The organism is Streptomyces sp. NPDC043867, from assembly GCF_056435845.1.
This window is the reverse complement of record NZ_JBWKDS010000023.1, coordinates 87,537-108,056: the sequence shown is the minus strand read 5'-3', so window position 1 is coordinate 108,056 and position 20,520 is coordinate 87,537. Positions and strand designations below refer to the sequence as shown.

The window sequence follows — 20,520 nt, the reverse complement described above, 5'->3', positions numbered from 1 at the left end:
CGGGGGCGCGGGTGGGGGCGCGGGCGCGGGCGGGCACCTCTGCTCCCGGGGGATGCCGTTCCGCCGATCGTTCTACCCGACTTGCCCGATTTTCAGAGAGATGATGAAGATCGTGACGTGAGTTCGACTGAACAGACGGCCGAGAGAGCCGCCACCGCCCCCGCGCAGCCCGCGTCCGCCGGCCGGGCCGTCGCCGTGCTCGGTCTGGTGACCCTGGCCGCTCTGATTCCGCTGCTCGGACCGTCAATCGCGCTGCGCGGCACCGGCGAGGCCGCCGCGCCGGGCGTCGCCGGGATCGCCCTGCTCCGGGCGGTGCTGTTCGCGGCCATGTGCGTCCCGGCGGGCGAGCTGTTCGCGGCCCGGCTGGTGCGCCGGGTTCCCGGCGCCCCCGCCGCGCGAGCGCCCCGCAGCTGGGCGCCCTTCGCGGCGGCCGCCGGATGTGTGGCGGCGCTGGGACTAGCTGCTTGCGCGGCCACCGGGAACCGGCTGCCCGGGGGCCTCGTCGGTCTGGACGTGGGCGCGCTGTACGGCTCCCGGGACGGCGCGCTGGCGCTCGTGGAGTTCAACGCGTTCGGGGCGGTCGGGCTGTGCACCCTCACGAACCGTCCTGGCTTCCAGGTGCTGCCGTCGGCCGCGGTGGCCGTGGCGGAGGCGCTGCGGGCCCATCCCGTCACGGAGCACCTCCCGCTGGTCGGCTCGGCCCTGACGCTCGTTCACGTCACCTGCACGGTGCTGTGGGCGGGCGGGCTGCTGCACGTGCTGCGGACGCTGCGGGCCTGGCGCGCCCCGGAGCAGGGCGCCGCGCTCCTCGGCCGCTACGCGCGCGTGGCGGCCTTCCTGTTCGCGGGGATCACCGCCACCGGGGTGTGCAGCACGCTGCGCCGTATGCCGCTGGGCACGGTCCTGGACCAGCTGGCGACGACGTCGTACGGGCGTGCCCTGCTCGCCAAGGTGCTCCTGGTGGCCGTCGTCGCCGGCCTCGCCCTGTGCGCGCGTCTGCGGATGGGCCGCGCGAACGACCCGCTCAGCGCCTGTTCGCCCGCTCGCGCGGAGGTGACGGTGCTGGGCGCGGTCGTCGTGGTGTCGGCCCTGCTGACGGCGCTGCCGCTCCCGGGCCGGTGAGCCCGGTCTCCCGGCAGCGGCTGCCCTCCCTCAGCCCGCGACCATGACCTTCAGCGCCGTCCGCTCGTCCATCGCGCGGTAGCCCTCCGGTACGTCCTGAAGGCCGACGGTCCGGTCGAAGACGGGCGACGGGTCGATCGTTCCGTCCAGGACGTCGGGCAGCAGTTCCGGGATGTACGCGCGCACCGGGGCGACGCCGCCGCGCAGGGCGATGTTCCGGTCGAACATGACGCTCAGGTCGAGGCCGGTGCCGCTGCCGTGGGGCACGCCGACGAAGCCGACGGCGCCGCCGTCGCGGGTGATGCCCACGGCGGTGCTCATCGACTGTTCGGTGCCGACCGCCTCGACGACGCAGTGCGCGCCCTGTCCGCGGGTGAGTTCGCGCACGGCCGCCACGGCGGCCTCCCCGCGCTCGGCGACGACGTCGGTGGCTCCGAAGCGGCGCGCGATGTCCGTCCGCGCCTCGTGGCGTCCGAGCGCGATGATCCGCTCGGCGCCCAGCCGCCGGGCGGCCAGGACGGCACACAGCCCGACGGCTCCGTCACCGACGACGGCGACCGTCGCGCCCGGCCGCGCCCCCGCGCCGAGGGCGGCGTGGTGACCGGTGCCCATGACGTCGGAGAGGGTGAGCAGGGCCGCCAGCAGACGGTCGTCGGAGGCGGCCTCCTTGGGCAGCCGGACGAGGGTGCCGTCGGCGAAGGGCACCCGCACGGCCTCGCCCTGCCCGCCGTCGTAGCCCACGGAACCCCAGAAGCCACCGTGCTCGCACGAGGTGGTGAGCCCCTCACGGCAGTAGTCGCAGGCGCCGTCGGACCACATGAACGGCGCGACGACGAGGTCCCCGCGGCGCACACCGGTCACCTCGGAGCCGGTCTCCTCGACGACGCCGAGGAACTCGTGCCCGATCCGCTGGCCCGGCTGCCGCGCCGCCTCGCCCCGGTACGCCCACAGGTCGCTGCCGCAGATACAGGACCGCAGCACCCGTACGACCGCGTCGGTGGGCAGCTGCGCCACGGGATCGGGGACGTCCTCCACGCGCATGTCGTAGGGGGCGTGGATGGTGGTGGCGCGCATGCGAGGGTCCTTCTCGGCTGATCGGCGGTGGTGCGCTCAGGGGGTGGTCGAGCGCGTCTCACCGTACGCCGGGGCGGGCACGGATGACTCGCCGAGGGTGCCGAGCACGCCGCGGACCAGCAGGTACTGCGCCGCGAGGTAGGTGAGCATGATCCAGAAGTCGGGGCGGGGAAGCTGCGGCCAGCCGGCGACCCCGGTCGCGATGAGGGTGTCCGAGAGCAGGAAGAGGGCGCCTCCCGCCCCTGCGACGGGACCGAGACGCGTGGCGGTGTACGCCATCGCGGTCAGCAGCAGGCTGTAGCCGGCGACGGGGACGCGCAGTTCGCCGGGGAGGCCGGGCCACAGGAGGGCGACGGTGACGACGAGGGCGGTGGTGTAGGCGGCGGCCCGCCACGGTCCCCACGCGGGGGCGGCACGCTTCCGGAAGAGCGCGAGGTAGCACACGTGCCCCGCCGCGAAGGACGCCATCCCGGCCAGGAAGGCCGCGTCGGCGCCGGACAGCAGGAGCACGTCGCCGCCCCAGCCGCACAGCAGGGCGGCGACGAGCAGCCGGGGGCCGCCGCGCAGGGCCGTGTGCGCGGCCAGGAGGGGCATCAACAGCGGCTTGGCGACGGCGTGTCCGGGGCCGAGGCCGGCCGCCAGGCAGACCAGATCCACCAGAACCGCGACGCCGAGGGCGACGAGCGGCACACGCGCGTGGCGTGGGTTCACGCGACGGGCTCCGCGACCGGCGTCGGTTCGGCGGCCGGCCGGGCGGGCTGCCAGCCCGGCCCGCGGAGGACGCGCCCCGCCCGCTCGCGCCAGCTGCGGGCCGCCTTCAGGTCCTTGGCGATGGCGACGTACTCGTGGGTGGCGACGCGCAGGGGGTTGTACGTGTCGATGTTCTTGGTGAGGCCGTAGACGGGCCGGTCGGTCTCGGGCACGAACGACCCGAAGAGCCGGTCCCAGACGATGAGGATCCCCCCGAAGTTCCGGTCCAGGTAACCGCCTTGGGAGGCGTGGTGGACACGGTGGTGCGAGGGCGTGTTGAACACGAACTCGACGGGCCGGGGCAGCTTGCCGATGCGCTCGGTGTGGATCCAGAACTGGTAGACGAGGCTGGCCGAGGAGCAGAAGGCCAGGGCGGCGGGGTGCACGCCGAGGGCGATCAGCGGGACGTAGAAGGGCCAGACGGTGAGGGAGGTCCAGGGCTGGCGCAGTGCGGTGGTGAGGTTGAACTTCCGGCTGGAGTGGTGGACGACGTGGCAGGCCCACAGGACGCGGATCACGTGGTGCCCGCGGTGCGACCAGTAGTAGAAGAAGTCCTGCGCGAGCAGCATCAGCGGGACGGTCCACCACAGGACGGGCACCCGCAGCGGCGTCAGTTCGTGGAGGGCCGTGTAGATCGCGACGATCGGGATCTTCCACAGGAAGTCGAAGGCGAGACTCCCCAGTCCCATGCCGAGACTCGTCGCGGCGTCCTTCGCCTCGTACCCCGCCTCCTCCTCGTCGGGACGGAGCCGGACGCTCACGATCTCGATGACCGTGAGCAGCACGAAGGCGGGTATCGACCACAGCACGACATCGGGCAGGTTCGGCATGTCTGCACCGTAGGACGGCATCCGGGCCGCGGCTAGACGGTGTTACTGACAAGTATTACCGGGGGTACGCGCTTGCTTCTTGGCGATCTCCACCAATCCCCGCCCCCGGCCACGGCACCCGGCTCCCCCGGACCGCCTGCCCGGTCGCGCTCCGGGCGACGTCAAGTGCGTACCGGCCCGTCACCACACCGCCACCGAACCTCCCTTCGCGGACACCACGGGTGAGTTCGCGGTGCGCGCGGCGGGAGGAGTGACGTAGTCGTACACGACGGACCCCGCCACCGGGACCGGTGAAGAGCGCCCGCTTTCAGATCAATTGTCCTGATAATCCGTCAGGAAGCCGCCCCCGCAGCGCATCGAGGCCACCGCGGCGCCACCGGCCGTTCGCCACACGCCGGGACCCGACGGCCTTCGGGTCCGGGCCGTCACTGTCGGCGCCGCCCCGTATCCTCGTGAACCATGCTCGAAGACCTCGCGACCGCAGCGTTCCCCGCCGTCTGGCCGGCCGCGTATCCGAAGGGATACGCGGTCGTTGACGTGGAGACCACCGGCCTGGCCCGGGACGACCGGATCATCTCGGCCGCCGTCTACCGGCTGGACGCGCGCGGCGAGGTCGAGGACCACTGGTACACGACGGTCAACCCGGAGCGGGACCCCGGCCCGGTGTGGATCCACGGCCTGACGAGCGAGGTGCTCGAAGGGGCACCGCTCTTCCCGGACATCGCCGAGGAGTTCGCGTCCCGGCTGGCGGACCGCGTACTCGTCGCGCACAACGCCGTCTTCGACTGGTCGATGATCGCCCGCGAGTACGCGCGCGCCGAGCGCGAGGCGCCGGTGCGCCAGCGGCTGTGCACCATCGCGCTCGCCAAGGAACTGGGGCTGCCGCTGCCGAACCACAAGCTGGAGTCGCTGGCCGCACACTTCGGCGTCGTGCAGCAGCGGGCGCACCACGCGCTGGACGACGCGCGCGTGCTGGCCGAGGCGTTCCGCCCGAGCCTGCGGGCGGCGGCGCGCGACGGTGTCCGGCTGCCCCTGCTCGAATGCCGGCCGCTCACCGAGTGGTCCGGCGCACCGCGGATCGGCCGGCAGCCCTCGGGCGGGTACCCCTCCGGCGGTTACCGGCCGGGCAGTTGGCGGCCGTCACGCAAGCGGCCCGTGTGCCCGCACCCCAACCCGGGACGGTACGAAGCGGGCAAACCCCTCAAGCAGGGCATGCGCGTCGCCTTCTCGGGTGACACGTCGGTCGAGCGGGAACTGCTGGAGGACCGGGCCGTCGAGGCCGGGCTGCACATCGCGACGAGCCTGTCCCGGCTCACCAGCCTGCTCGTCACGAACGACCCGGAGTCGGGTACGTCCAAGGTGGTCAAGGCCCGGCAGTACGGCACGCCGGTGATCGACGAGGCCGCGTTCGGCCAGCTGCTGCGGGACGTGGAGCCGGCGTCCGGAGCGTGACGGGGCACACGCCCCGGACGTCAGACGGGTGATTGCCGGGCGACTCGCCCGCCGCCCGCTCGCCCGGGCCGCGCCGGCGCCCCACCCTGTGGCGCATGGCGAGATGTGAAGTCTGTGGCAACGACTACGGCATGACGTTCGAGGTGCACGCGCAGGGCGCGGTGCACGTCTTCGACTGCTTCTCCTGCGCGATCCACCGGATGGCCCCCATCTGCGAGCACTGTCGCGTCCAGATCATCGGTCAGGGCGTCGAGGTCGAGGGGCACTGGTACTGCGGCGCGCACTGCGCCCGCGCCGAGGGGAGGGCCGGAATCACCGACAAGGTCTGAACCCGGCCGGACCCGGGTGCCGAGCCCCCGCCGGGACCCTCCCGGCGGGGGCCGGCACGTGCGGGGTACCGTCAGTGGGGTGTACCGCTTCCTGTTGTCCCGGCAGTGGGTGATCCTCACCCTCCTGACGCTCGCGCTCATCCCGACCATGATCGAGCTGGGCTTCTGGCAGCTGCACCGCCACGAGCACAAGGTGGCGCTCAACGAGGTGATCGCCACGTCGCTGGCCGCGAAGCCGGTGCCCGCCGAGACGCTCACCGCTCCCGGCAGGACCGTCGCGCACGACGACCTGTACCGCCGCGTCACCGCGCGGGGCACCTTCGACCCGGCGCACGAGGTCGTCGTCCGCCGCCGTACGAACGCCGACGGCGAGGTCGGCTTCCATGTGCTGACTCCGTTCGTCCTGGACGACGGTCGGGTGCTGCTGGTGAACCGGGGCTGGATCCCCGCGACCGGCGTGCAGACGCAGTTCCCGAAGGTCCCGGCGCCCGCGAGGGGCGAGATCACCGTCACCGGCCGGCTGATGGCCGACGAGACGACCGCCGGGAGCGGCATCAAGAACGTGCGGGGCCTGCCCGACCGCCAGATCATGCTGATCAGCAGCGGCCAGCGGGCCCGGCAGCTCGGCAGGCAGGTCCTCGGCGGCTATGTCGAGCAGACCGCGCCCGCGCCCCGGGGCGGCTCCCCCGAGCTGATCCCCGACCCCGAGCACGGCGACATCGGTCCGCACATGGCGTACGCCGTCCAGTGGTGGCTGTTCTCGGCCGGTGTCCCCGTGGGCTGGTTCGTCCTGGTCCGCCGTGAGCGCCGGGACCGGGCGGAGGCCGCCGCGAAGGAGTCCGCCCCCGAGGCGGCCCCGGCGGCCGTCTAGACCCTCCTCGGGCCGGCCCGGTGAACGGGCGTTCCGGCGGCGCGGCGCTGTCCCTCCTGCCGTCCGGTGTGCGGCCGTCCCGGCCGCTCGGCCGGGCCGCCTGGCCCCCGTGCCACTCCGGCGGCCCGATTGGCGGTCGCCGCACTCGGGAACCCAGTGTGGGTGCAACGACGCATCGAGGACTACGCGCTCATCGGGGACGAACAGACGGCCGCACTGGTGGGACGTGACGGTTCCATCGACTGGCTGTGCCTGCCGCGGTTCGACTCCCCGGCCTGCTTCGCGGCACTGCTGGGCGACGACGAACACGGCCAGTGGCGCATCGCCCCCAAGGACGCGGGGCTCTGCACCCGCCGCGCCTACCGGCCCGACTCGCTGGTGCTCGACACCGAGTGGGAGACGGCGGAGGGCGCGGTCCGCGTCACCGACCTGATGCCGCAGCGCGACCGTGCCCCCGACGTCGTACGCGTCGTCGAGGGCCTCAGCGGCCGGGTCACGGTACGCAGCGCCCTCAGGCTGCGCTTCGACTACGGCATCGTCGTGCCGTGGATGCGCAGGCTCGGGGACGGTCACCGGGTCGCCGTCGCCGGCCCGGACGCGGTATGGCTGCGCAGCGATCCGCCCGTGCGCACCTGGGGCAAGGACTTCTGCACGCACTCGGAGTTCACCGTCGGGGCGGGCGAGAAGGTCGCCTTCGTCCTCACGTGGCATCCCTCGCACCAGCCGCGCCCGCCGCTCGTGGATCCGTACGAGGCCCTGCGGTCCAGCCTGGACGACTGGCAGCGGTGGGCGGCACGCTGCAGCTACGGCGGCCCGCACCGGGACATCGTCGTACGCTCCCTGATCACCCTGAAGGCCCTCACGTACGCGCCGACCGGCGGGATCGTCGCCGCCCCCACCACCTCGCTCCCCGAGGAACTGGGCGGCATCCGCAACTGGGACTACCGCTACTGCTGGCTGCGCGACTCCACCCTCACGCTCGGCGCGCTGCTCTCGGCCGGGTACCACGAGGAGGCCGAGGCATGGCGTGACTGGCTGCTGCGGGCGGTCGCGGGCGACCCGGCGGAACTGCAGATCATGTACGGCCTCTCCGGCGAGCGCAGGCTGACCGAGTACGTGCTGCCGTGGCTGCCCGGCTTCGCGGACTCCTCACCGGTGCGCGTCGGCAACGACGCCGTGCGCCAGCTCCAACTGGACGTCTACGGCGAGGTCATCGACTCGCTCTCGCTGGCCCGTGAGGCCGGCCTGCCGATGAAACCGCACATGTGGCGGGTGCAGGTCGCGCTGATGGAGTTCCTGCGGACGGCGTGGCGGCAGCCGGACGAGGGGCTGTGGGAGGTGCGCGGACCGCGTCGGCACTTCGTGCACTCCAAGGTGATGGCGTGGGTTGCCGCCGACCGCGCTGTCCGTGCGCTGGAGCGCGACCCGCAGCTCAGCGGGGACCTGGAGGGTTGGCGTGCGATGCGCGACGAGGTGCACCGGGAGGTGTGCGAGCGCGGCTACGACCCCGGACGGAACAGCTTCACGCAGTCCTACGGCTCGCGGGAGCTGGACGCCTCCACGCTGCTCATCCCCCGCGTCGGTTTCCTGCCGCCCGACGATCCGCGGGTCGTCGGGACGGTCGAGGCGATCGCCCGGGAACTCGGCCACAGCGGCTTCGTCCGCCGCTACAGCACCGCCGCGAACCTCGTCGACGGGCTGCCGGGCGACGAGGCCACGTTCCTCGTCTGCTCCTTCTGGCTTGCGGACGCCCTGCATCTGATCGGCCGCAAGCAGGAGGCGCGCCGGATGTTCGACCGGCTGGTCGGGCTCACCAACGACGTCGGCCTGCTCTCCGAGGAGTACGACCCCGTCGCGGGCCGCCAGCTGGGCAACTTCCCGCAGGCGTTCAGTCACATCGGCCTGGTGAGCGCCGCCCTAGCCCTGTATGAGGGCGAGAGGGCAGGATAGGAGCCATGGATCTTGGACTGAAGGACCGGGTGTACGTCGTCACGGGGGCCACCCGCGGCCTGGGCAGCGCCGCCGCGCGCGAGCTGGTCGCCGACGGGGCGAAGGTGGTCATCACGGGGCGCGACGAGAAGAGCGTCGCCGAGGCCGCCGGGGTGCTCGGCCCGAACGCGGTCGGGGTCGCCGCGGACAACGCCGACCCGCGGACCACGGCCCGGCTGATCGAGGCGGCCCGTGAGCACTTCGGCGGCTTCGACGGGGTGCTGATCAGCGTCGGCGGCCCGGCGCCCGGGTTCGTCGCCGACACCACGGACGAGCAGTGGGCCGCGGCGTTCGAGTCCGTCTTCCTGGGCGCCGTACGACTGGCCCGGGCCGCCGCCGCGGAGCTCGGTGAGGGCGGGGTCATCGGGTTCGTGCTCTCCGGCTCGGTGCACGAGCCGATTCCGGGGCTGACCATCTCCAACGGTCTGCGCCCGGGCCTCGCGGGGTTCGCCAAGTCCCTCGCGGACGAACTGGGACCGCGCGGCATCCGCGTCGTCGGCCTGCTGCCCGCCCGCATCGACACGGACCGCGTCCGCGAGCTCGACGCCCTGTCCGCCGACCCGGAGGCCACCCGCGCGGCCAACGAGTCCCGTATCCCGCTGCGGCGGTACGGCAGGCCGGAGGAGTTCGGCCGCGCCGCCGCGTTTCTGCTCTCGCCCGCGGCGTCGTACCTGACGGGCGTCATGCTGTCGGTCGACGGCGGCATGCGCCACGGCTTCTAGAGCCCCGAGCGGCTCCGAAACCCCGGCCCCTGGTTCCAGCCCCGGGGCGGCTTCCGCGGTCCCGGCGGGTTCCGCACGCCCGGCCGGTTCCGCAGTCCCGCCGGTTCCGCAGTCCCGCCGGTTCCGCAGTCCCGCCGGTTCCGCACGCCCGGCCGTTTCGTAAGCCCGGGCGGGGCGGAGCCGGCAGGGGCGGGAGCCGAGCAGAGCCCAAGTCCCGGCAGGAGCGAGCGCCCAGCAGGGACGCCCGCCCCGGCGGGGTGGTTTCCGCTCAGGTGACGCGTTCGGGGCGGTGCTTGGCCGCGCGGAGGTGTACCTCCGAGGGCAGCGCCGCCAGGCCCGCCGATTCGCGGGCGTGCGCCAGCGCCTCCGTCGTGAGCAGGTTCAGCGTGTTGCCGGGGTCCGCGTACGGCTCCAGCACGAGCTGGACCCGCGTCCGCGGGGCGGTGCGGCGGCCGTCCAGCCGCACCTGTGCCCGCTCGACGCCGTCCAGCTCACCCGCCTCACCGGCCAGCACGCCCTCCACGGCGCGACCGCGCAGCAGCGCACCCTCGCCGTCACCGGTGTCGACGAGCACCTCGGCGAGCCTGCGCCGCCGCAGCACGGCCGCCAGCCACCACAGGGCCAGCAGCACCAGGACGGCGAGCGCGGCGATGACGGCCCACCACCACCAGCCCTCGTCCCGCCACCGGTTCCGCTCGGCAACGGTGAGCAGCACATCGTGCCGCCCGTCGTGGATCCACCAGGAGGGCGGTTTCAGCCCCAGCCCGACGGCGAGCACGGAACCCCCGAGGGCGACGAGCACCAGCCCGGCGATCCCCAGCAGCACACGGTTGACGGTCCTGAGCACCGGACCTCACCTATCCCTTCCGGCCGGGACGTCCGACGTGCAGCGTCAGCGCGGGCTGCCGGGCGAGCCCGAGCCCCCGGATGCCGTCGGTCAGCGTGGCGTCCAAGTCGGCGCGTACGTCGTCGAGTTCACGGAAGTGGCAGACCGCACGGACGTCGACTCTGCGGCGCTTGACACGCACCTTGGCCGAGCGCACCCCGGCGACCTCCATGGCCCGGTCCCGCAGCACCATGGCGGCCAGGCCCCGGTGCAGTCCGGCCCGGACGTCGGCGTGGCCGCGCCGCATCGGCAGCACGTCACGCAGACCGGGCGTCAGGGCGAGGAAGAGCAGCCAGAGGCCGAGCGCCGCGGCGATCCCTGCGCCGACGAGCACCCACGTGTCGTCGAGCGGCCGTTCGGCGAGCTCACGGGCCAGTGACCTGCGCCAGTGCAGGGCCTTGTGGCCGGCGCGGACGGCCACGACGTCGTAGAGGAGGAGACCGGCGCCCGCGAGGACCAGCAGCGCGACGATCCCGGCGGGCACGCGGCGGGACGACCAGAAGCGGCCCGCGCGTCCGCCCTCGTCGTCGAGGGTGGGCGGGGGTTCGGGGGTGGCCGCGGCGGACCGGCCGAGTCCGCCGTCCGTCCCGTCCTCGGCCCGCTTCTCCATGACGGGCAGCCGTCGGGTGCTGCCGCCGGACGGGTTCTCGTGCTCCCGGGGCTCGCTCACCGCGTCCTCCCCTGTGCCGCTCCGTAGGCCGGTGGCAGGTGCAGCCGCTCCACGTGCACGGCCACCTCCGGTACTTCCAGTCCCGCCAGGGCCTGCACCCGCCGGGCGACCTGACGACGCACCGCGTGGCACTGGCCGCCGATGTCTGAGGGGTAGTCGAGTTCGAGGCTGACGCTCACGCGGGCGGTCCCGTGGTGCACCGCGACCGAGGCGTGCGGGCGTCCCGTGCCGGCCAGCGGCACGTCCAGCGCCTCCGAGGCCGCCTGCGAGGCGATCTTCGCGACGACCCGGTCGGCGATCCGGGTGGCGCCTCGCTCCGCCGCCGCGACGGTATTCACCGGAGGTCGTGCCGCGGCGAGCCGGTCGGTCCGGGGCGGCACGCGTCACCGCCGCCGGTCGTCACGGCTGCGGAAGAAGTCACTGCTGTCCAGGTCGCCCTCGACGAACTTCCCGACGACGAATCCGACGGCCCCCAGGGCCGCCACCAGCAGGAAGGCCCCGAATCCGCCGAAGTACCCGGCGAAGCCCAGTGCCATTCCGGCGATCATGCCGATCACGGCCCAATTCATGTGCGCTCCTCAACAGTCCGGGCGTCCGGTGTCACTGCAGCCGTGACTCCGGCTCCTCGTCCTCCTCGTCCGGCAGCTTCACGTCGCTGACAGCGATGTTGACCTCGACGACCTCGAGCCCCGTCATGCGCTCGACGGCCGCGATCACGTTCTCCCGTACATCGCGGGACAGGTCCGTGATCGACACGCCGTACTCGACCACGATCTCCAGGTCGAGCGCGGTCTGCAGCTCGCCCACCTCGGCCTTGACGCCGCGTGTCACGGACTTCTGGCTGCCGCTGCCGGGCACCCGGTCGCGCATCGCTCCGAAGGTCCGGCTCATCCCGCTTCCCATGGCGTGCACGCCGAGCACGTCCCGGGTCGCGAGTCCGGCGATCTTCTCCACCACTCCGTCCGCGATGGTGGTCCGGCCCCGGCCGCCCGGGTCCCCACCGCCTCGCTTGGTCACGCTGGTCCTGCCCGTCTGCGTACCGCCCGCGTTCTCGCCCTCACGGCTGTCCGGGCGGTTCCGCTCCGTCATGTCGGTCATAGCCGTTTGTCCCTTTCGTTCGTCCTTCTTCACCCACAGTAAGCGGGGTTGCGCCATCTCGCGCCGGGGATGCGGCAGGCTGGAGGAATGACGGCGGACCGATGGACGCAAGCGGTACGGAATCAGCTGAGGCTCGGCCGGCTGCTGCCCCTGGGCAGCGCCCGCGACGGGGCCTGGATCACGGAGGCGGCGGTCGACTCGGTGCTGCGGCGTGCGGCACACCCGGTCGGCGGCGTCCGCCTGGGCACACTCAGGGTCGCCCTCGCCGACCCGGACGAGGTGTACGACGCAGCCGTGCCGGCGCCGCCCAGCGCCCTGCCGCCCGGGCCGCTCCGCGTGAACGCGGAGTTCCTGGCCTCGGCGGACCCCACCGCGCCGGGGGCGGAGCCTCTTCCGACGACGGCGGCCCGGCTGCGGGCGGCGCTGCTCACGGCGGCGACGGAGCGGCTGGGCCTGCGGGTCGCGGAGGTGGACCTGCGGGTGACGGGGCTGCTGGACGACGGCGGGACGCCCGCCGCCCGCGCCGACGAACGGCGGCCCGCGGCCGGACCCGCCGGTCCCGCTGAGGAGTCGCTGGTGGCCGCGGCCGCGCTGGCCGTCCCCGGAGTGGCCCGGCTGACGGAGGTGCTGGGCCGTCCGGTCGGCATCGAGGACCGAACGGGTGATTCCGCGGACGGCGGCGGCGCCCTGCCGCGCCGTCATGTCCGGGTGGAGATCGCGGTCACGGCGGACGCCCGGGCTCTCGACGCGGCCCGTGCCGTTCGGGCCGCGGTGGCGGACGTCCTGCCCGACCGCCCGTCCGTGGCGGTACTGGTCACCGCGGCCGACTGAGAACCGGACACCGGCCGTCCCCGTCCGGAGCGGAGCCGTCCGCACGTGCGGACGGCTCCGAGAACGCACCGCGGAGGGCGCCGTCGGAGAACCCCGGGTCCGGCCGCGGGCGCCCGTGTGCCGTGCACGGCGAGGTGAACACGACGCGCGCACACGGCGCCCGCCGGTGCCGCCGGTCGGGGTGCTCCTGACGGCGGCCCAAGGGGGCCGGCCGGGTGTCGCGGTTCCTCCGCAGTACGGGCCTGGTGCGTTCCAGGTCGCTGTCGAGGTCCGGGAACGCCCGGGCGAGGGCCTAGGGCCTGTCGTTTGGATCACGCCGGCGTCGCGGGGTCTGGCACGCACATCTGCGGCGTTGTCGTCGGTCGCCGACGCTCCGCGTCGACTCCCTCCTCCGCCTTGCAGCTGCACGCGCCAGACCCCGCTCGGGTCGGTCAGGACGAACCGTCGGTCACAGCCAGCCTGATCCAAACGACAGGCCCTAGTCGCCGACTCCGGCCAGGTCCCGCAGGCGGCGGGCCTGGGCCGCACGTTCGGCGGTCCGCTGCTCCTCGTAGGAGCGTTCCTGCGCACCGCGCAGCAGCGCCTTGGTCTCCACGACCGCGTCGCGCGGCGCGGCCAGCAGCGCGCCGGCCAGGTCCTGGACGGCGGCGTCGAGCTGCCCGGCAGGTACGGCGAGGTTGGCGAGCCCGGTGCGCTCGGCCTCCTCGGCCGTCACGAAGCGGCCGGTCGCGCAGATCTCCAGCGCGCGGGCGTACCCCACGAGGCTCACCAGCGGGTGCGTCCCCGTGAGGTCGGGCACCAGTCCCAGGCTGGTCTCGCGCATGGCGAACTGCACGTCGTCGGCGACGACACGCAGGTCACAGGCGAGCGCGAGCTGGAAACCCGCCCCGATGGCGTGCCCCTGCACGGCGGCGATGGACACGATGTCGCTGCGCCGCCACCAGGTGAACGCCTCCTGGTACTCGGCGATGGTCGCGTCGAGCTCGGCGTCGGACCCACGCGCGAGGTCGATGAACGACGGCTCGCCGTCGAACCCCTCGGGCGTGAACGCCTGCCGGTCGAGCCCCGCGGAGAAGGACTTGCCTTCGGCGCGCAGCACCACCACGCGGACGGTGCCCGGCAGTGACCGCCCGGCCTGCGTCAACGCCCGCCACAGAGCAGGACTCTGGGCATTGCGCTTGACCGGGTTGGTCAACGTCACCGTGGCGACTGCCTCGTCGACGGTGAGCCGTACGCCGTCCTTGTCGAGTACCGGGTCGAGCGAAGCCATGGCAAGCCTCCGATGGGTGCGGTCACAGCGGATGCCGTACGACGGCATCCTCAAGTGACTGCACAGTAACCACCCGGTCGATCAACCGACCGACCGGGTGGTCACCACCGAAAGCCGATGGGGACGTCCGGCCTCAGGCCGAAGCGGCCTTCTTGCCCCGCGTCGCACCGCCACGTCCTCGGAGTGTGACGCCGGACTCGCTGAGCATCCGGTGGACGAAGCCGTACGAGCGACCGGTTTCCTCGGCCAGCGCTCGGATGCTCGCACCGGAGTCGTACTTCTTCTTCAGGTCTGCCGCGAGCTTGTCACGCGCGGCGCCGGTTACCCGGCTGCCCTTCTTCAGAGTCTCGGCCACCCGTGCCTCCTCATGGGAAGTGCGCTCTGGACTTCTCATGATCACCCCTTCCGGGCCTGATGGCCACCCATTCGGCAAGGTCGGTAAGACAAGGTTTTGACGACAGGAGCCCGTCCCCACGAGTGGAACTAGCGCTTCCGCCCCGTCTCCGGCGTAAGGGTGAACGGGTTCGCGCGCGAAGCAGCAGGTCAGCGACGCGATGCGGCCGGGCCCCCGGAAACCGAGGACTCGGCCGCGAAATCGATGTAGGACACACCTCGGTATGAGGAGATCTCACACAGATGAGGGATCACGGATCGGCCGAATGATCCATGGCAAGTGGATCAGTCATTCGATCAAGCCCGGCCCGCGCCTCGGGCGGCCGGGCCGGGAGGTCAGGCGAGGGCGACCAGATCGGCGTAGTCGGCGCCCCACAGGTCCTCGACACCGTCGGGCAGCAGGATGATCCGCTCCGGCTGGAGGGCCTCGACCGCGCCCTCGTCGTGGGTCACGAGGACGACGGCGCCCTTGTAGGTGCGCAGCGCGCCCAGGATCTCCTCGCGGCTGGCCGGGTCGAGGTTGTTCGTCGGCTCGTCGAGGAGCAGGACGTTCGCGGAGGAGACGACCAGGGTCGCGAGCGCGAGACGGGTCTTCTCGCCGCCGGACAGCACACCGGCCGGCTTGTCGACGTCGTCACCGGAGAACAGGAAGGAGCCGAGGGTCTTGCGGACCTCGACCAGATCCAGGTCGGGGGCGGCGGAGCGCATGTTCTCCAGGACCGTGCGCTCGGGGTCGAGGGTCTCGTGCTCCTGCGCGTAGTAGCCGAGCTTGAGGCCGTGTCCCTCGATGACCTGGCCGGTGTCGGCCTTCTCGGCGCCGCCGAGCAGCCGCAGCAGCGTCGTCTTGCCGGCGCCGTTCAGCCCCAGGATGACGACGCGCGAGCCCTTGTCGATGGCCAGGTCGACGTCGGTGAAGATCTCCAGCGATCCGTACGACTTCGACAGGCCCTCGGCCATCAGGGGGGTCTTGCCGCAGGGTGCGGGCTCCGGGAAGCGGAGCTTGGCGACCTTGTCCGACTTCCGCTCGGCCTCGAGGCCGGCGAGCAGCTTGTCGGCGCGGCGGGCCATGTTCTGCGCGGCGACGGTCTTGGTGGCCTTGGCGCGCATCTTGTCGGCCTGCGAATGGAGTGCGGACGCCTTCTTCTCGGCGTTCTGCCGCTCGCGCTTGCGGCGTTTCTCGTCGGACTCGCGCTGCTGCTGGTAGAGCTTCCAGCCCATGTTGTAGACGTCGATCTGGGCGCGGTTGGCGTCCAGGTAGAAGACCTTGTTGACGACCGTCTCCACGAGGTCGACGTCGTGGGAGATCACGATGAAGCCGCCGCGGTAGGTCTTCAGGTAGTCGCGCAGCCAGACGATGGAGTCGGCGTCGAGGTGGTTCGTCGGCTCGTCGAGCAGCAGCGTGTCCGCGTCCGAGAAGAGGATGCGGGCCAGCTCGACACGGCGGCGCTGACCGCCGGAGAGCGTGTGCAGGGGCTGGCCGAGCACACGGTCGGGCAGGTTGAGCGCGGCGGCGATGGTGGCGGCCTCGGCCTCGGCGGAGTACCCGCCCTTGGTGAGGAACTCCGTCTCCTGGCGCTCGTACTGCCGCATGGCCTTCTCGCGGGTGGCGCCCGAGCCGTTGGCGATGCGCTGTTCGTTCTCCCGCATCTTGCGGATCAGGGTGTCGAGGCCGCGGGCGGAGAGGATGCGGTCGCTGGCGAGCACGTCGAGGTCGCCGGTGCGCGGGTCCTGCGGCAGGTAGCCGACTTCTCCGGAGCGGGTGACGGTGCCCGCGGCGGGGATGCCCTGACCCGCGAGGACCTTGGTGAGCGTGGTCTTGCCCGCGCCGTTGCGGCCGACCAGACCGATGCGGTCGCCCTTGGTGATGCGGAAGGTGGCGGACTCGATGAGGACACGGGCGCCGGCGCGCAGCTCGATACCGGAGGCGGAAATCACGGACAGACTCCTGGGCAGGGTCGTTGACGGACTGGACGGCTGATGACGTTCCCGCCGTCTAATGCGCGAGGAGAATGGCCATGGGCCAAGTCTAACGGGGCCGTGCAAGCACTTTTTCTGTGTACGGGTGTTCGGTGCCCGGCCGCCCGTTGCCCAGCGGTGTCCTGCGGGGTGTGACCCGGCCGAGGTCGTCCACGGCGACGATCTGGCCCGTCCAGGCGGCGTCGGCGGCGCACGGCTGCGCGAGCAGCAGTGTTCCGCGGTGGCGTACGGCCCGTCCGGGCGTGAAGGCGCAGCCCGGCCGGGCGGGCAGGACCCAGCGCAGGTCCCCGTCGGCGGTGCGGTAGGCGGCGATCCGCTCCGGGGTGATCACGGCGAGCATGCGGGCCCCCGGGCCGAGCGTCCGCAGGACGCCGCGTCCCCCGCGGGCGGCGAGCCAGCCGGCGGCTCCGGGCAGGGCGCGGTGCCAGCGGACCGAGGCGCCGTCCGGCGCGGTGTCGGTGACCAGCCCGTCGTCCCAGAGGGCGATCGCGTGCACGCGCGCGTGGAGCACGGCCAGCGGGCGCCGCCCGGCACGGGTGTAGGTCCAGCGGGGGCGTCCGGTCGCCCCGTCGTACGCCTCGACGGCGTTGCCGCCGGTCCGCAGCCGGACCGGTGCCGCGTGCTCCACGCGCGCGGGGACGGTGAGGTGGTCGCCGTAGGGGGCAGGCCGGACCCGGTGGGCCGCGGCCAGGAGGGGGACGGCGAGGAGAAGGGCGACGGCGGCGGGAAGGAACCGGCGCAGGGTTCGGGGAACGGTTCGCGGGTACAGGGGACGCGCCGTGGTGGTCACCCGGCCGGAATCAGTGGCCGACCCGTTGTACGGGGTCGCCGGATCCGGCCTGGTCTCCTCGATCGGCAGTACGACCACCCTTGTCCCCCTGCGGTTGCCCGGCCCCACGGATCAGGCGCAGAGCGTAGGCGGGGCCGGGTGCGGGGGCGTCGGGACACGGCGGCCGGACGGGGGCGCGTCGCCCGTTCGGACGTCCGCCCGACGCTGGACAGGGCGCCGTACAGAGGATGGCAGCCGCGGAACGAGAGACCCAGAGGGTGGTACGCCCATGCAGTTCGACGACAACGCACGTCTGGACACCTCGGAGGTGCAGGATGTGCGGGGCAGCCGGATTCCCGGCGGCGGCGCCACCATCGGCGGTGGCGTCGCCGGTGTGATCGCCCTCCTTCTGGGCCTGTTCTTCGGAGTGGGCCCCGACCAGCTGGGGCTCTCGTCGGACGACGGGCCCGCCCCGGCCTCCTCCTCCCTCGACCAGGTCCGCCAGGACTGCCGGACGGGGCGGGACGCGAACGCCAAGGAGGACTGCCGCGTCGTGGCGGTGGTCAACAGCGTCCAGGACTACTGGGGGCAGGAGCTGGAACGCCGCGGCGCCGCGTACACCTCGTCGCCGACGGTGTTCTTCAGCGAGCGGGTCGGCACCGGGTGCGGGACGGCGACGTCCGCCGTCGGGCCCTTCTACTGTCCCGGGGACCGCAAGGTCTATCTGGACCTGGACTTCTTCGGTGAGCTGCGGTCGAAGTTCGGTGCGCGGGGCGGCCCGTTCGCGCAGGCGTACGTGGTGGCCCACGAGTACGGACACCATGTGCAGGACCTCACGGGAACGCTGGGCCGGTCGCAGGACGGACGCACCGGCGCGGACAGCAACTCGGTACGGGTGGAGCTCCAGGCCGACTGCTATGCGGGCGTGTGGGCGCATCACGCGACCACCGCGAAGGACGAGTCCACCGGCCGGCCGCTGATCACCAGCCTCACGGCCGCCGACATCAGTGACGGCCTGGACGCGGCGGCGGCCGTCGGCGACGACCGGATCCAGGAGAAGTTCCAGGGCGGGGTGAACACGGACTCGTGGACGCACGGCTCGGCGGAGCAGCGCCAGCAGTGGTTCCGCGAGGGCTACCGCACCGGTGACATGACGCGGTGCGACACGTTCCGCTGAGGCGCGGTGTCTCCGCCGAGGCGGGGGTGCGGCCCGTCGTCCGGTCGCCGGGGCGTTGTCAGTGGGCGGTGCGAGACTGTGGAACAGGTCACATCCGGCACGGAGACGAGAGGGAGTGGTCGGTATGGCGGGCAAGGACGGCAGCCGCCCGAGCATCTGCCCGACGCTGCTGTACGCGGACGCCAAGGCGGCGATCAGGCAGCTGACGGAGGCCTTCGGCTTCACCGAGCTGTCGGTGTACGAGGGCGAGGACGGCGCGGTGACGCATGCGGAGCTGGTGCAGGGCAACGGCGCGGTGATGCTGGGCTCCAAAGGCCGCGGCGGCGTCTTCGACACGGCCATGAAGGACGCCGGGCCCGCCGGGGTGTACGTGGTGGTGGACGACGTCGACGCACATCACCAGCAGGCCGTGGACCACGGCGCGGAGATCCTGATGCCCCCCACGGACCAGGACTACGGCTCCCGGGACTACCTGGCCCGCGACCGCGAGGGCAACATATGGAGCTTCGGGACGTACGCCCCGGAGACCGGGGCGTAGGCGCCTCGCCTGAGACGGGGGCGTGGGCGCCCGGGACGGGGCGTAGACGTTTGGGACCGGGGCTTGGGGGCCCGCGACCGGGGTTTGGGGCCCCTCAGCCGGGGCTTGGGCCCCTCCGTCAGCTCCCCCCGGTGTGCACCTGGAACGCGGCCCGGCGCACGGCTTTGGCAAGGGCGGGGTCCGGGTGGGCCGCGGCGAGCGCGACCAGCACCTGGACGGTGCGGGGATGCCCGACCGCACGCACCTCGTCGAGCAGCGCCGGCACGGTCGGCTGCACGGCGGACTCCAAGTGCCGCACGAGCAGCGGGGCTTCCCCGTGGTCGGCGACGGCGGCCGCCGTGTCCACCCACAGCCAGGTGGCCTCCTCCCGGGTGAGCACCTCGTGGACGTCCTCCGGGTCGTGGCCCTCGTGCTCCGCGAGCCACAGCAGGGCGTAGGGGCGCAGCGGGGTCTCGTCGGAGACGGCGCGCACGTCGGGCTCGGCGGGGGCGCCGACGACGCGCAGGGCCTCGAAGGCGAGGCCGCGCAGCAGGGCGTCCTCGCCTCGGGCGGCGTTCAGGAGTTCGGTGACGGCGCTGCCGACGGGACGGGCCGCGAGCCACGCCCGGTACTCGGCGCGGGCCGCGTTGGGGCGCAGTTGGGCGCAGCCGCGGAGCATGTCCTCGGCGGGCTGCTCGATGTTCCCCGCGGGGCTCTGCGCGGCGACGCAGATCTGCTCCAGCTTGACCCAGACCGCCCAGCTGCCGAGCGGGGTGAGCGTGGCCTGCCCGTCGGCGAAGGTGAGAGCGCCCACGGAGGCGAGGGCGCGCAGGGCCCAGTCGAGGAGGGGGGCGAGCGGGGTGTCGGCGACCTCGGTCTCCGCAGCCGGTTCGGGCCGGGGGCCGTACGGAATCTCGCAGCGCTCGGTGCGCAGTTCGGTGACGCGCTGTTCGAGCAGGTCGAGCAGCTGGGCCACGTCCACGGGTCCCGCGGACAGCTGGAGGAAGGAGAGCACCTGGGGCATCGCGGAGACGACCTCGGCGACGGCGGCGGGCTCCCGGCCCGCGGGCTCCGGATACGCCAGGGACCAGGCGTCGAACAGAGCGACCCAGCCGCGCAGGACGGCACTGTCGTCGCGGTTCCAGGCGCGCAGGCGCCAGCCGGGGCGCGCGCTGTTGCCGTGCACCTCGATGAGGCCCGCCAGACGTGCGGTGTCCCAGTCGGCGCAGACCTGAGCGGGAGTCAGTCCCAGTTCGGCGGCGGCGCGTTCGGCGGTGGCCGCGGAGAGGGTGCCCCTGTCGTCGGGGGTCGCGCCGTCGCGGCCGGGACGCAGCGCGGCGTCGGCCCAGCGGGCGACACGGGCGGCGCCGGCCAGACCGGCGCGGGCCATACGGGCCAGTTCCGAGGGCGCCGGCGTGCCCTCGGGCGGCCGGGGTGCGGGGCGGCGTGAGCGGCGCTGGGTCACCGCTCGGGGAGCGGCGGCGAGGGGCCGCGGGCGGACGAGTCGGAGCCTGGAGTCGCGCGGGGTACGGGACGTCACAGGTGCAGTCTTCCGGTTGACAGTCCGAAAACCCAAACGGAATGCCCCGGTGGCCGATCGGGGAGGTCGTCGCACGGGGGTGCGTGGGGTGCGCGGGGCGTGCGAGCGGGCTCTCGCGCGAGGCGGAAACGGAAGGGTTGGGGTGTCGGGGGTGACTGTTCTCGGCCACCGGGGTGGGGGGGGGGGGGGGGGGGGGAAAGCACCACAGGGAAAACACCCCACCCAAAAGGGAAGGGGGGGGAACCCCCGCAGC

22 protein-coding genes are annotated in these 20,520 nt (G+C 73.2%); 9 read left to right on the top strand and 13 right to left on the bottom strand.

All coding sequences use genetic code 11. From position 1 onward, the window contains the following. The first annotated feature begins 117 nt into the window (after nt 1-117). On the top strand, nt 118-1,122 hold the full coding sequence (locus AC069T_RS23060) for a CopD family protein (RefSeq protein WP_478784520.1): 1,005 nt from the start codon (nt 118-120) through the stop codon (nt 1,120-1,122). Nucleotides 1,123-1,152: 30 nt separating this feature from the next. Here AC069T_RS23060 and AC069T_RS23055 read toward each other — a convergent pair whose 3' ends face one another. From AC069T_RS23055 to AC069T_RS23045, 3 genes are read right to left on the bottom strand one after another with little or no spacing between them, the layout of a single operon-like run. Further along, complete coding sequence (locus tag AC069T_RS23055) at nt 1,153-2,196, bottom strand: zinc-dependent alcohol dehydrogenase family protein (RefSeq protein ID WP_478784519.1); 1,044 nt, start codon at nt 2,194-2,196, stop codon at nt 1,153-1,155. A gap of 36 nt (nt 2,197-2,232) precedes the next feature. Beyond that, nucleotides 2,233-2,907, bottom strand: coding sequence for a lysoplasmalogenase (locus tag AC069T_RS23050; RefSeq protein WP_478784518.1), 675 nt, complete (start codon nt 2,905-2,907; stop codon nt 2,233-2,235). Next, a complete protein-coding gene (locus AC069T_RS23045) occupies nt 2,904-3,776 on the bottom strand; it encodes a sterol desaturase family protein (protein ID WP_478784517.1) in 873 nt (290 codons plus the stop codon). The genes AC069T_RS23050 and AC069T_RS23045 overlap by 4 nt, the downstream gene beginning before the upstream one ends. A gap of 459 nt (nt 3,777-4,235) precedes the next feature. Between AC069T_RS23045 and AC069T_RS23040 the strand changes: the two genes are divergently transcribed. The 5 genes from AC069T_RS23040 (at nt 4,236) to AC069T_RS23020 (ending at nt 9,139) form a co-directional block, all read left to right on the top strand. After that, a complete protein-coding gene (locus AC069T_RS23040; protein ID WP_478784516.1) occupies nt 4,236-5,228 on the top strand; it encodes a DEDDh family exonuclease in 993 nt (330 codons plus the stop codon). Nucleotides 5,229-5,323: 95 nt separating this feature from the next. Then, nucleotides 5,324-5,557: a hypothetical protein gene (locus AC069T_RS23035; protein WP_307063999.1), complete on the top strand. Its 234-nt coding sequence runs from the start codon at nt 5,324-5,326 to the stop codon at nt 5,555-5,557. 79 nt (nt 5,558-5,636) lie between these two features. Continuing rightward, nucleotides 5,637-6,428, top strand: coding sequence for an SURF1 family cytochrome oxidase biogenesis protein (locus tag AC069T_RS23030; RefSeq protein WP_478784515.1), 792 nt, complete (start codon nt 5,637-5,639; stop codon nt 6,426-6,428). 162 nt (nt 6,429-6,590) lie between these two features. Further along, entirely contained in the window at nt 6,591-8,378 is a 1,788-nt protein-coding gene (locus tag AC069T_RS23025; RefSeq protein ID WP_478784514.1) for a glycoside hydrolase family 15 protein, read from the top strand. Nucleotides 8,379-8,383: 5 nt separating this feature from the next. Beyond that, nucleotides 8,384-9,139, top strand: a complete 756-nt coding sequence (locus AC069T_RS23020; RefSeq protein ID WP_478784513.1) for an SDR family oxidoreductase — start codon at nt 8,384-8,386, stop codon at nt 9,137-9,139. Nucleotides 9,140-9,407: 268 nt separating this feature from the next. On the opposite strand, the gene amaP is transcribed toward AC069T_RS23020, so the two are convergent. Genes amaP through AC069T_RS22995 form a run of 5 tightly spaced genes read right to left on the bottom strand, consistent with a single transcriptional unit; the run spans nt 9,408 to nt 11,793 of the window. Next, nucleotides 9,408-9,986 (bottom strand): alkaline shock response membrane anchor protein AmaP, encoded by a 579-nt coding sequence (amaP, locus tag AC069T_RS23015; protein WP_478784512.1) that lies wholly within the window; start codon nt 9,984-9,986, stop codon nt 9,408-9,410. A gap of 10 nt (nt 9,987-9,996) precedes the next feature. Continuing rightward, a complete protein-coding gene (locus tag AC069T_RS23010) occupies nt 9,997-10,695 on the bottom strand; it encodes a DUF6286 domain-containing protein (RefSeq protein ID WP_478784511.1) in 699 nt (232 codons plus the stop codon). Then, complete coding sequence (locus AC069T_RS23005) at nt 10,692-11,033, bottom strand: Asp23/Gls24 family envelope stress response protein (protein WP_478784510.1); 342 nt, start codon at nt 11,031-11,033, stop codon at nt 10,692-10,694. Before AC069T_RS23005 ends, AC069T_RS23010 begins: the two co-directional genes overlap by 4 nt. A gap of 45 nt (nt 11,034-11,078) precedes the next feature. After that, entirely contained in the window at nt 11,079-11,264 is a 186-nt protein-coding gene (locus AC069T_RS23000) for a hypothetical protein (protein ID WP_358853408.1), read from the bottom strand. A gap of 31 nt (nt 11,265-11,295) precedes the next feature. Next, nucleotides 11,296-11,793 (bottom strand): Asp23/Gls24 family envelope stress response protein, encoded by a 498-nt coding sequence (locus AC069T_RS22995; RefSeq protein WP_478784509.1) that lies wholly within the window; start codon nt 11,791-11,793, stop codon nt 11,296-11,298. A gap of 87 nt (nt 11,794-11,880) precedes the next feature. Here AC069T_RS22995 and AC069T_RS22990 point away from each other — a divergent pair, with 87 nt between their 5' ends. Beyond that, nucleotides 11,881-12,624 (top strand): nucleopolyhedrovirus P10 family protein, encoded by a 744-nt coding sequence (locus tag AC069T_RS22990; protein ID WP_478784508.1) that lies wholly within the window; start codon nt 11,881-11,883, stop codon nt 12,622-12,624. A gap of 478 nt (nt 12,625-13,102) precedes the next feature. Here AC069T_RS22990 and AC069T_RS22985 read toward each other — a convergent pair whose 3' ends face one another. From AC069T_RS22985 to AC069T_RS22970, 4 genes are all read right to left on the bottom strand, one after another. Then, a complete protein-coding gene (locus AC069T_RS22985; RefSeq protein ID WP_478784507.1) occupies nt 13,103-13,894 on the bottom strand; it encodes an enoyl-CoA hydratase/isomerase family protein in 792 nt (263 codons plus the stop codon). Nucleotides 13,895-14,027: 133 nt separating this feature from the next. Next, the gene (locus tag AC069T_RS22980) at nt 14,028-14,249 is read right to left on the bottom strand and encodes a helix-turn-helix domain-containing protein (protein WP_006123601.1); all 222 of its coding nucleotides are present in this window, start codon (nt 14,247-14,249) and stop codon (nt 14,028-14,030) included. A gap of 374 nt (nt 14,250-14,623) precedes the next feature. Then, on the bottom strand, nt 14,624-16,222 hold the full coding sequence (locus tag AC069T_RS22975; RefSeq protein WP_478784506.1) for an ABC-F family ATP-binding cassette domain-containing protein: 1,599 nt from the start codon (nt 16,220-16,222) through the stop codon (nt 14,624-14,626). Nucleotides 16,223-16,313: 91 nt separating this feature from the next. Continuing rightward, nucleotides 16,314-17,132: a PQQ-binding-like beta-propeller repeat protein gene (locus tag AC069T_RS22970; RefSeq protein ID WP_478784505.1), complete on the bottom strand. Its 819-nt coding sequence runs from the start codon at nt 17,130-17,132 to the stop codon at nt 16,314-16,316. Between the two features lie 190 nt (nt 17,133-17,322). On the opposite strand from AC069T_RS22970, the gene ypfJ reads away from it, so the two are divergent. Together ypfJ and AC069T_RS22960 are read left to right on the top strand one after the other, a co-directional pair. Then, entirely contained in the window at nt 17,323-18,210 is an 888-nt protein-coding gene (gene ypfJ / locus AC069T_RS22965) for a KPN_02809 family neutral zinc metallopeptidase (protein ID WP_478784504.1), read from the top strand. 124 nt (nt 18,211-18,334) lie between these two features. Beyond that, the gene (locus AC069T_RS22960; protein ID WP_478784503.1) at nt 18,335-18,748 is read left to right on the top strand and encodes a VOC family protein; all 414 of its coding nucleotides are present in this window, start codon (nt 18,335-18,337) and stop codon (nt 18,746-18,748) included. Between the two features lie 118 nt (nt 18,749-18,866). On the opposite strand, the gene AC069T_RS22955 is transcribed toward AC069T_RS22960, so the two are convergent. Beyond that, a complete protein-coding gene (locus tag AC069T_RS22955) occupies nt 18,867-20,267 on the bottom strand; it encodes a hypothetical protein (RefSeq protein WP_478784502.1) in 1,401 nt (466 codons plus the stop codon). Between the last annotated feature and the right edge of the window lie 253 nt (nt 20,268-20,520).

Coding starts and splice junctions, on each gene's coding strand:
- AC069T_RS23040 (WP_478784516.1), top strand. CDS start 4,236: ATGCTCGAAGACCTCGCGACCGCAGCGTTCCCCGCCGTCTGGCCGGCC.
- AC069T_RS23055 (WP_478784519.1), bottom strand. CDS start 2,196: ATGCGCGCCACCACCATCCACGCCCCCTACGACATGCGCGTGGAGGAC.
- AC069T_RS23020 (WP_478784513.1), top strand. CDS start 8,384: ATGGATCTTGGACTGAAGGACCGGGTGTACGTCGTCACGGGGGCCACC.
- AC069T_RS22990 (WP_478784508.1), top strand. CDS start 11,881: ATGACGGCGGACCGATGGACGCAAGCGGTACGGAATCAGCTGAGGCTC.
- AC069T_RS22960 (WP_478784503.1), top strand. CDS start 18,335: ATGGCGGGCAAGGACGGCAGCCGCCCGAGCATCTGCCCGACGCTGCTG.
- AC069T_RS22995 (WP_478784509.1), bottom strand. CDS start 11,793: ATGACCGACATGACGGAGCGGAACCGCCCGGACAGCCGTGAGGGCGAG.
- AC069T_RS23035 (WP_307063999.1), top strand. CDS start 5,324: ATGGCGAGATGTGAAGTCTGTGGCAACGACTACGGCATGACGTTCGAG.
- ypfJ (WP_478784504.1), top strand. CDS start 17,323: ATGCAGTTCGACGACAACGCACGTCTGGACACCTCGGAGGTGCAGGAT.
- AC069T_RS23045 (WP_478784517.1), bottom strand. CDS start 3,776: ATGCCGAACCTGCCCGATGTCGTGCTGTGGTCGATACCCGCCTTCGTG.
- AC069T_RS23000 (WP_358853408.1), bottom strand. CDS start 11,264: ATGAATTGGGCCGTGATCGGCATGATCGCCGGAATGGCACTGGGCTTC.
- AC069T_RS22985 (WP_478784507.1), bottom strand. CDS start 13,894: ATGGCTTCGCTCGACCCGGTACTCGACAAGGACGGCGTACGGCTCACC.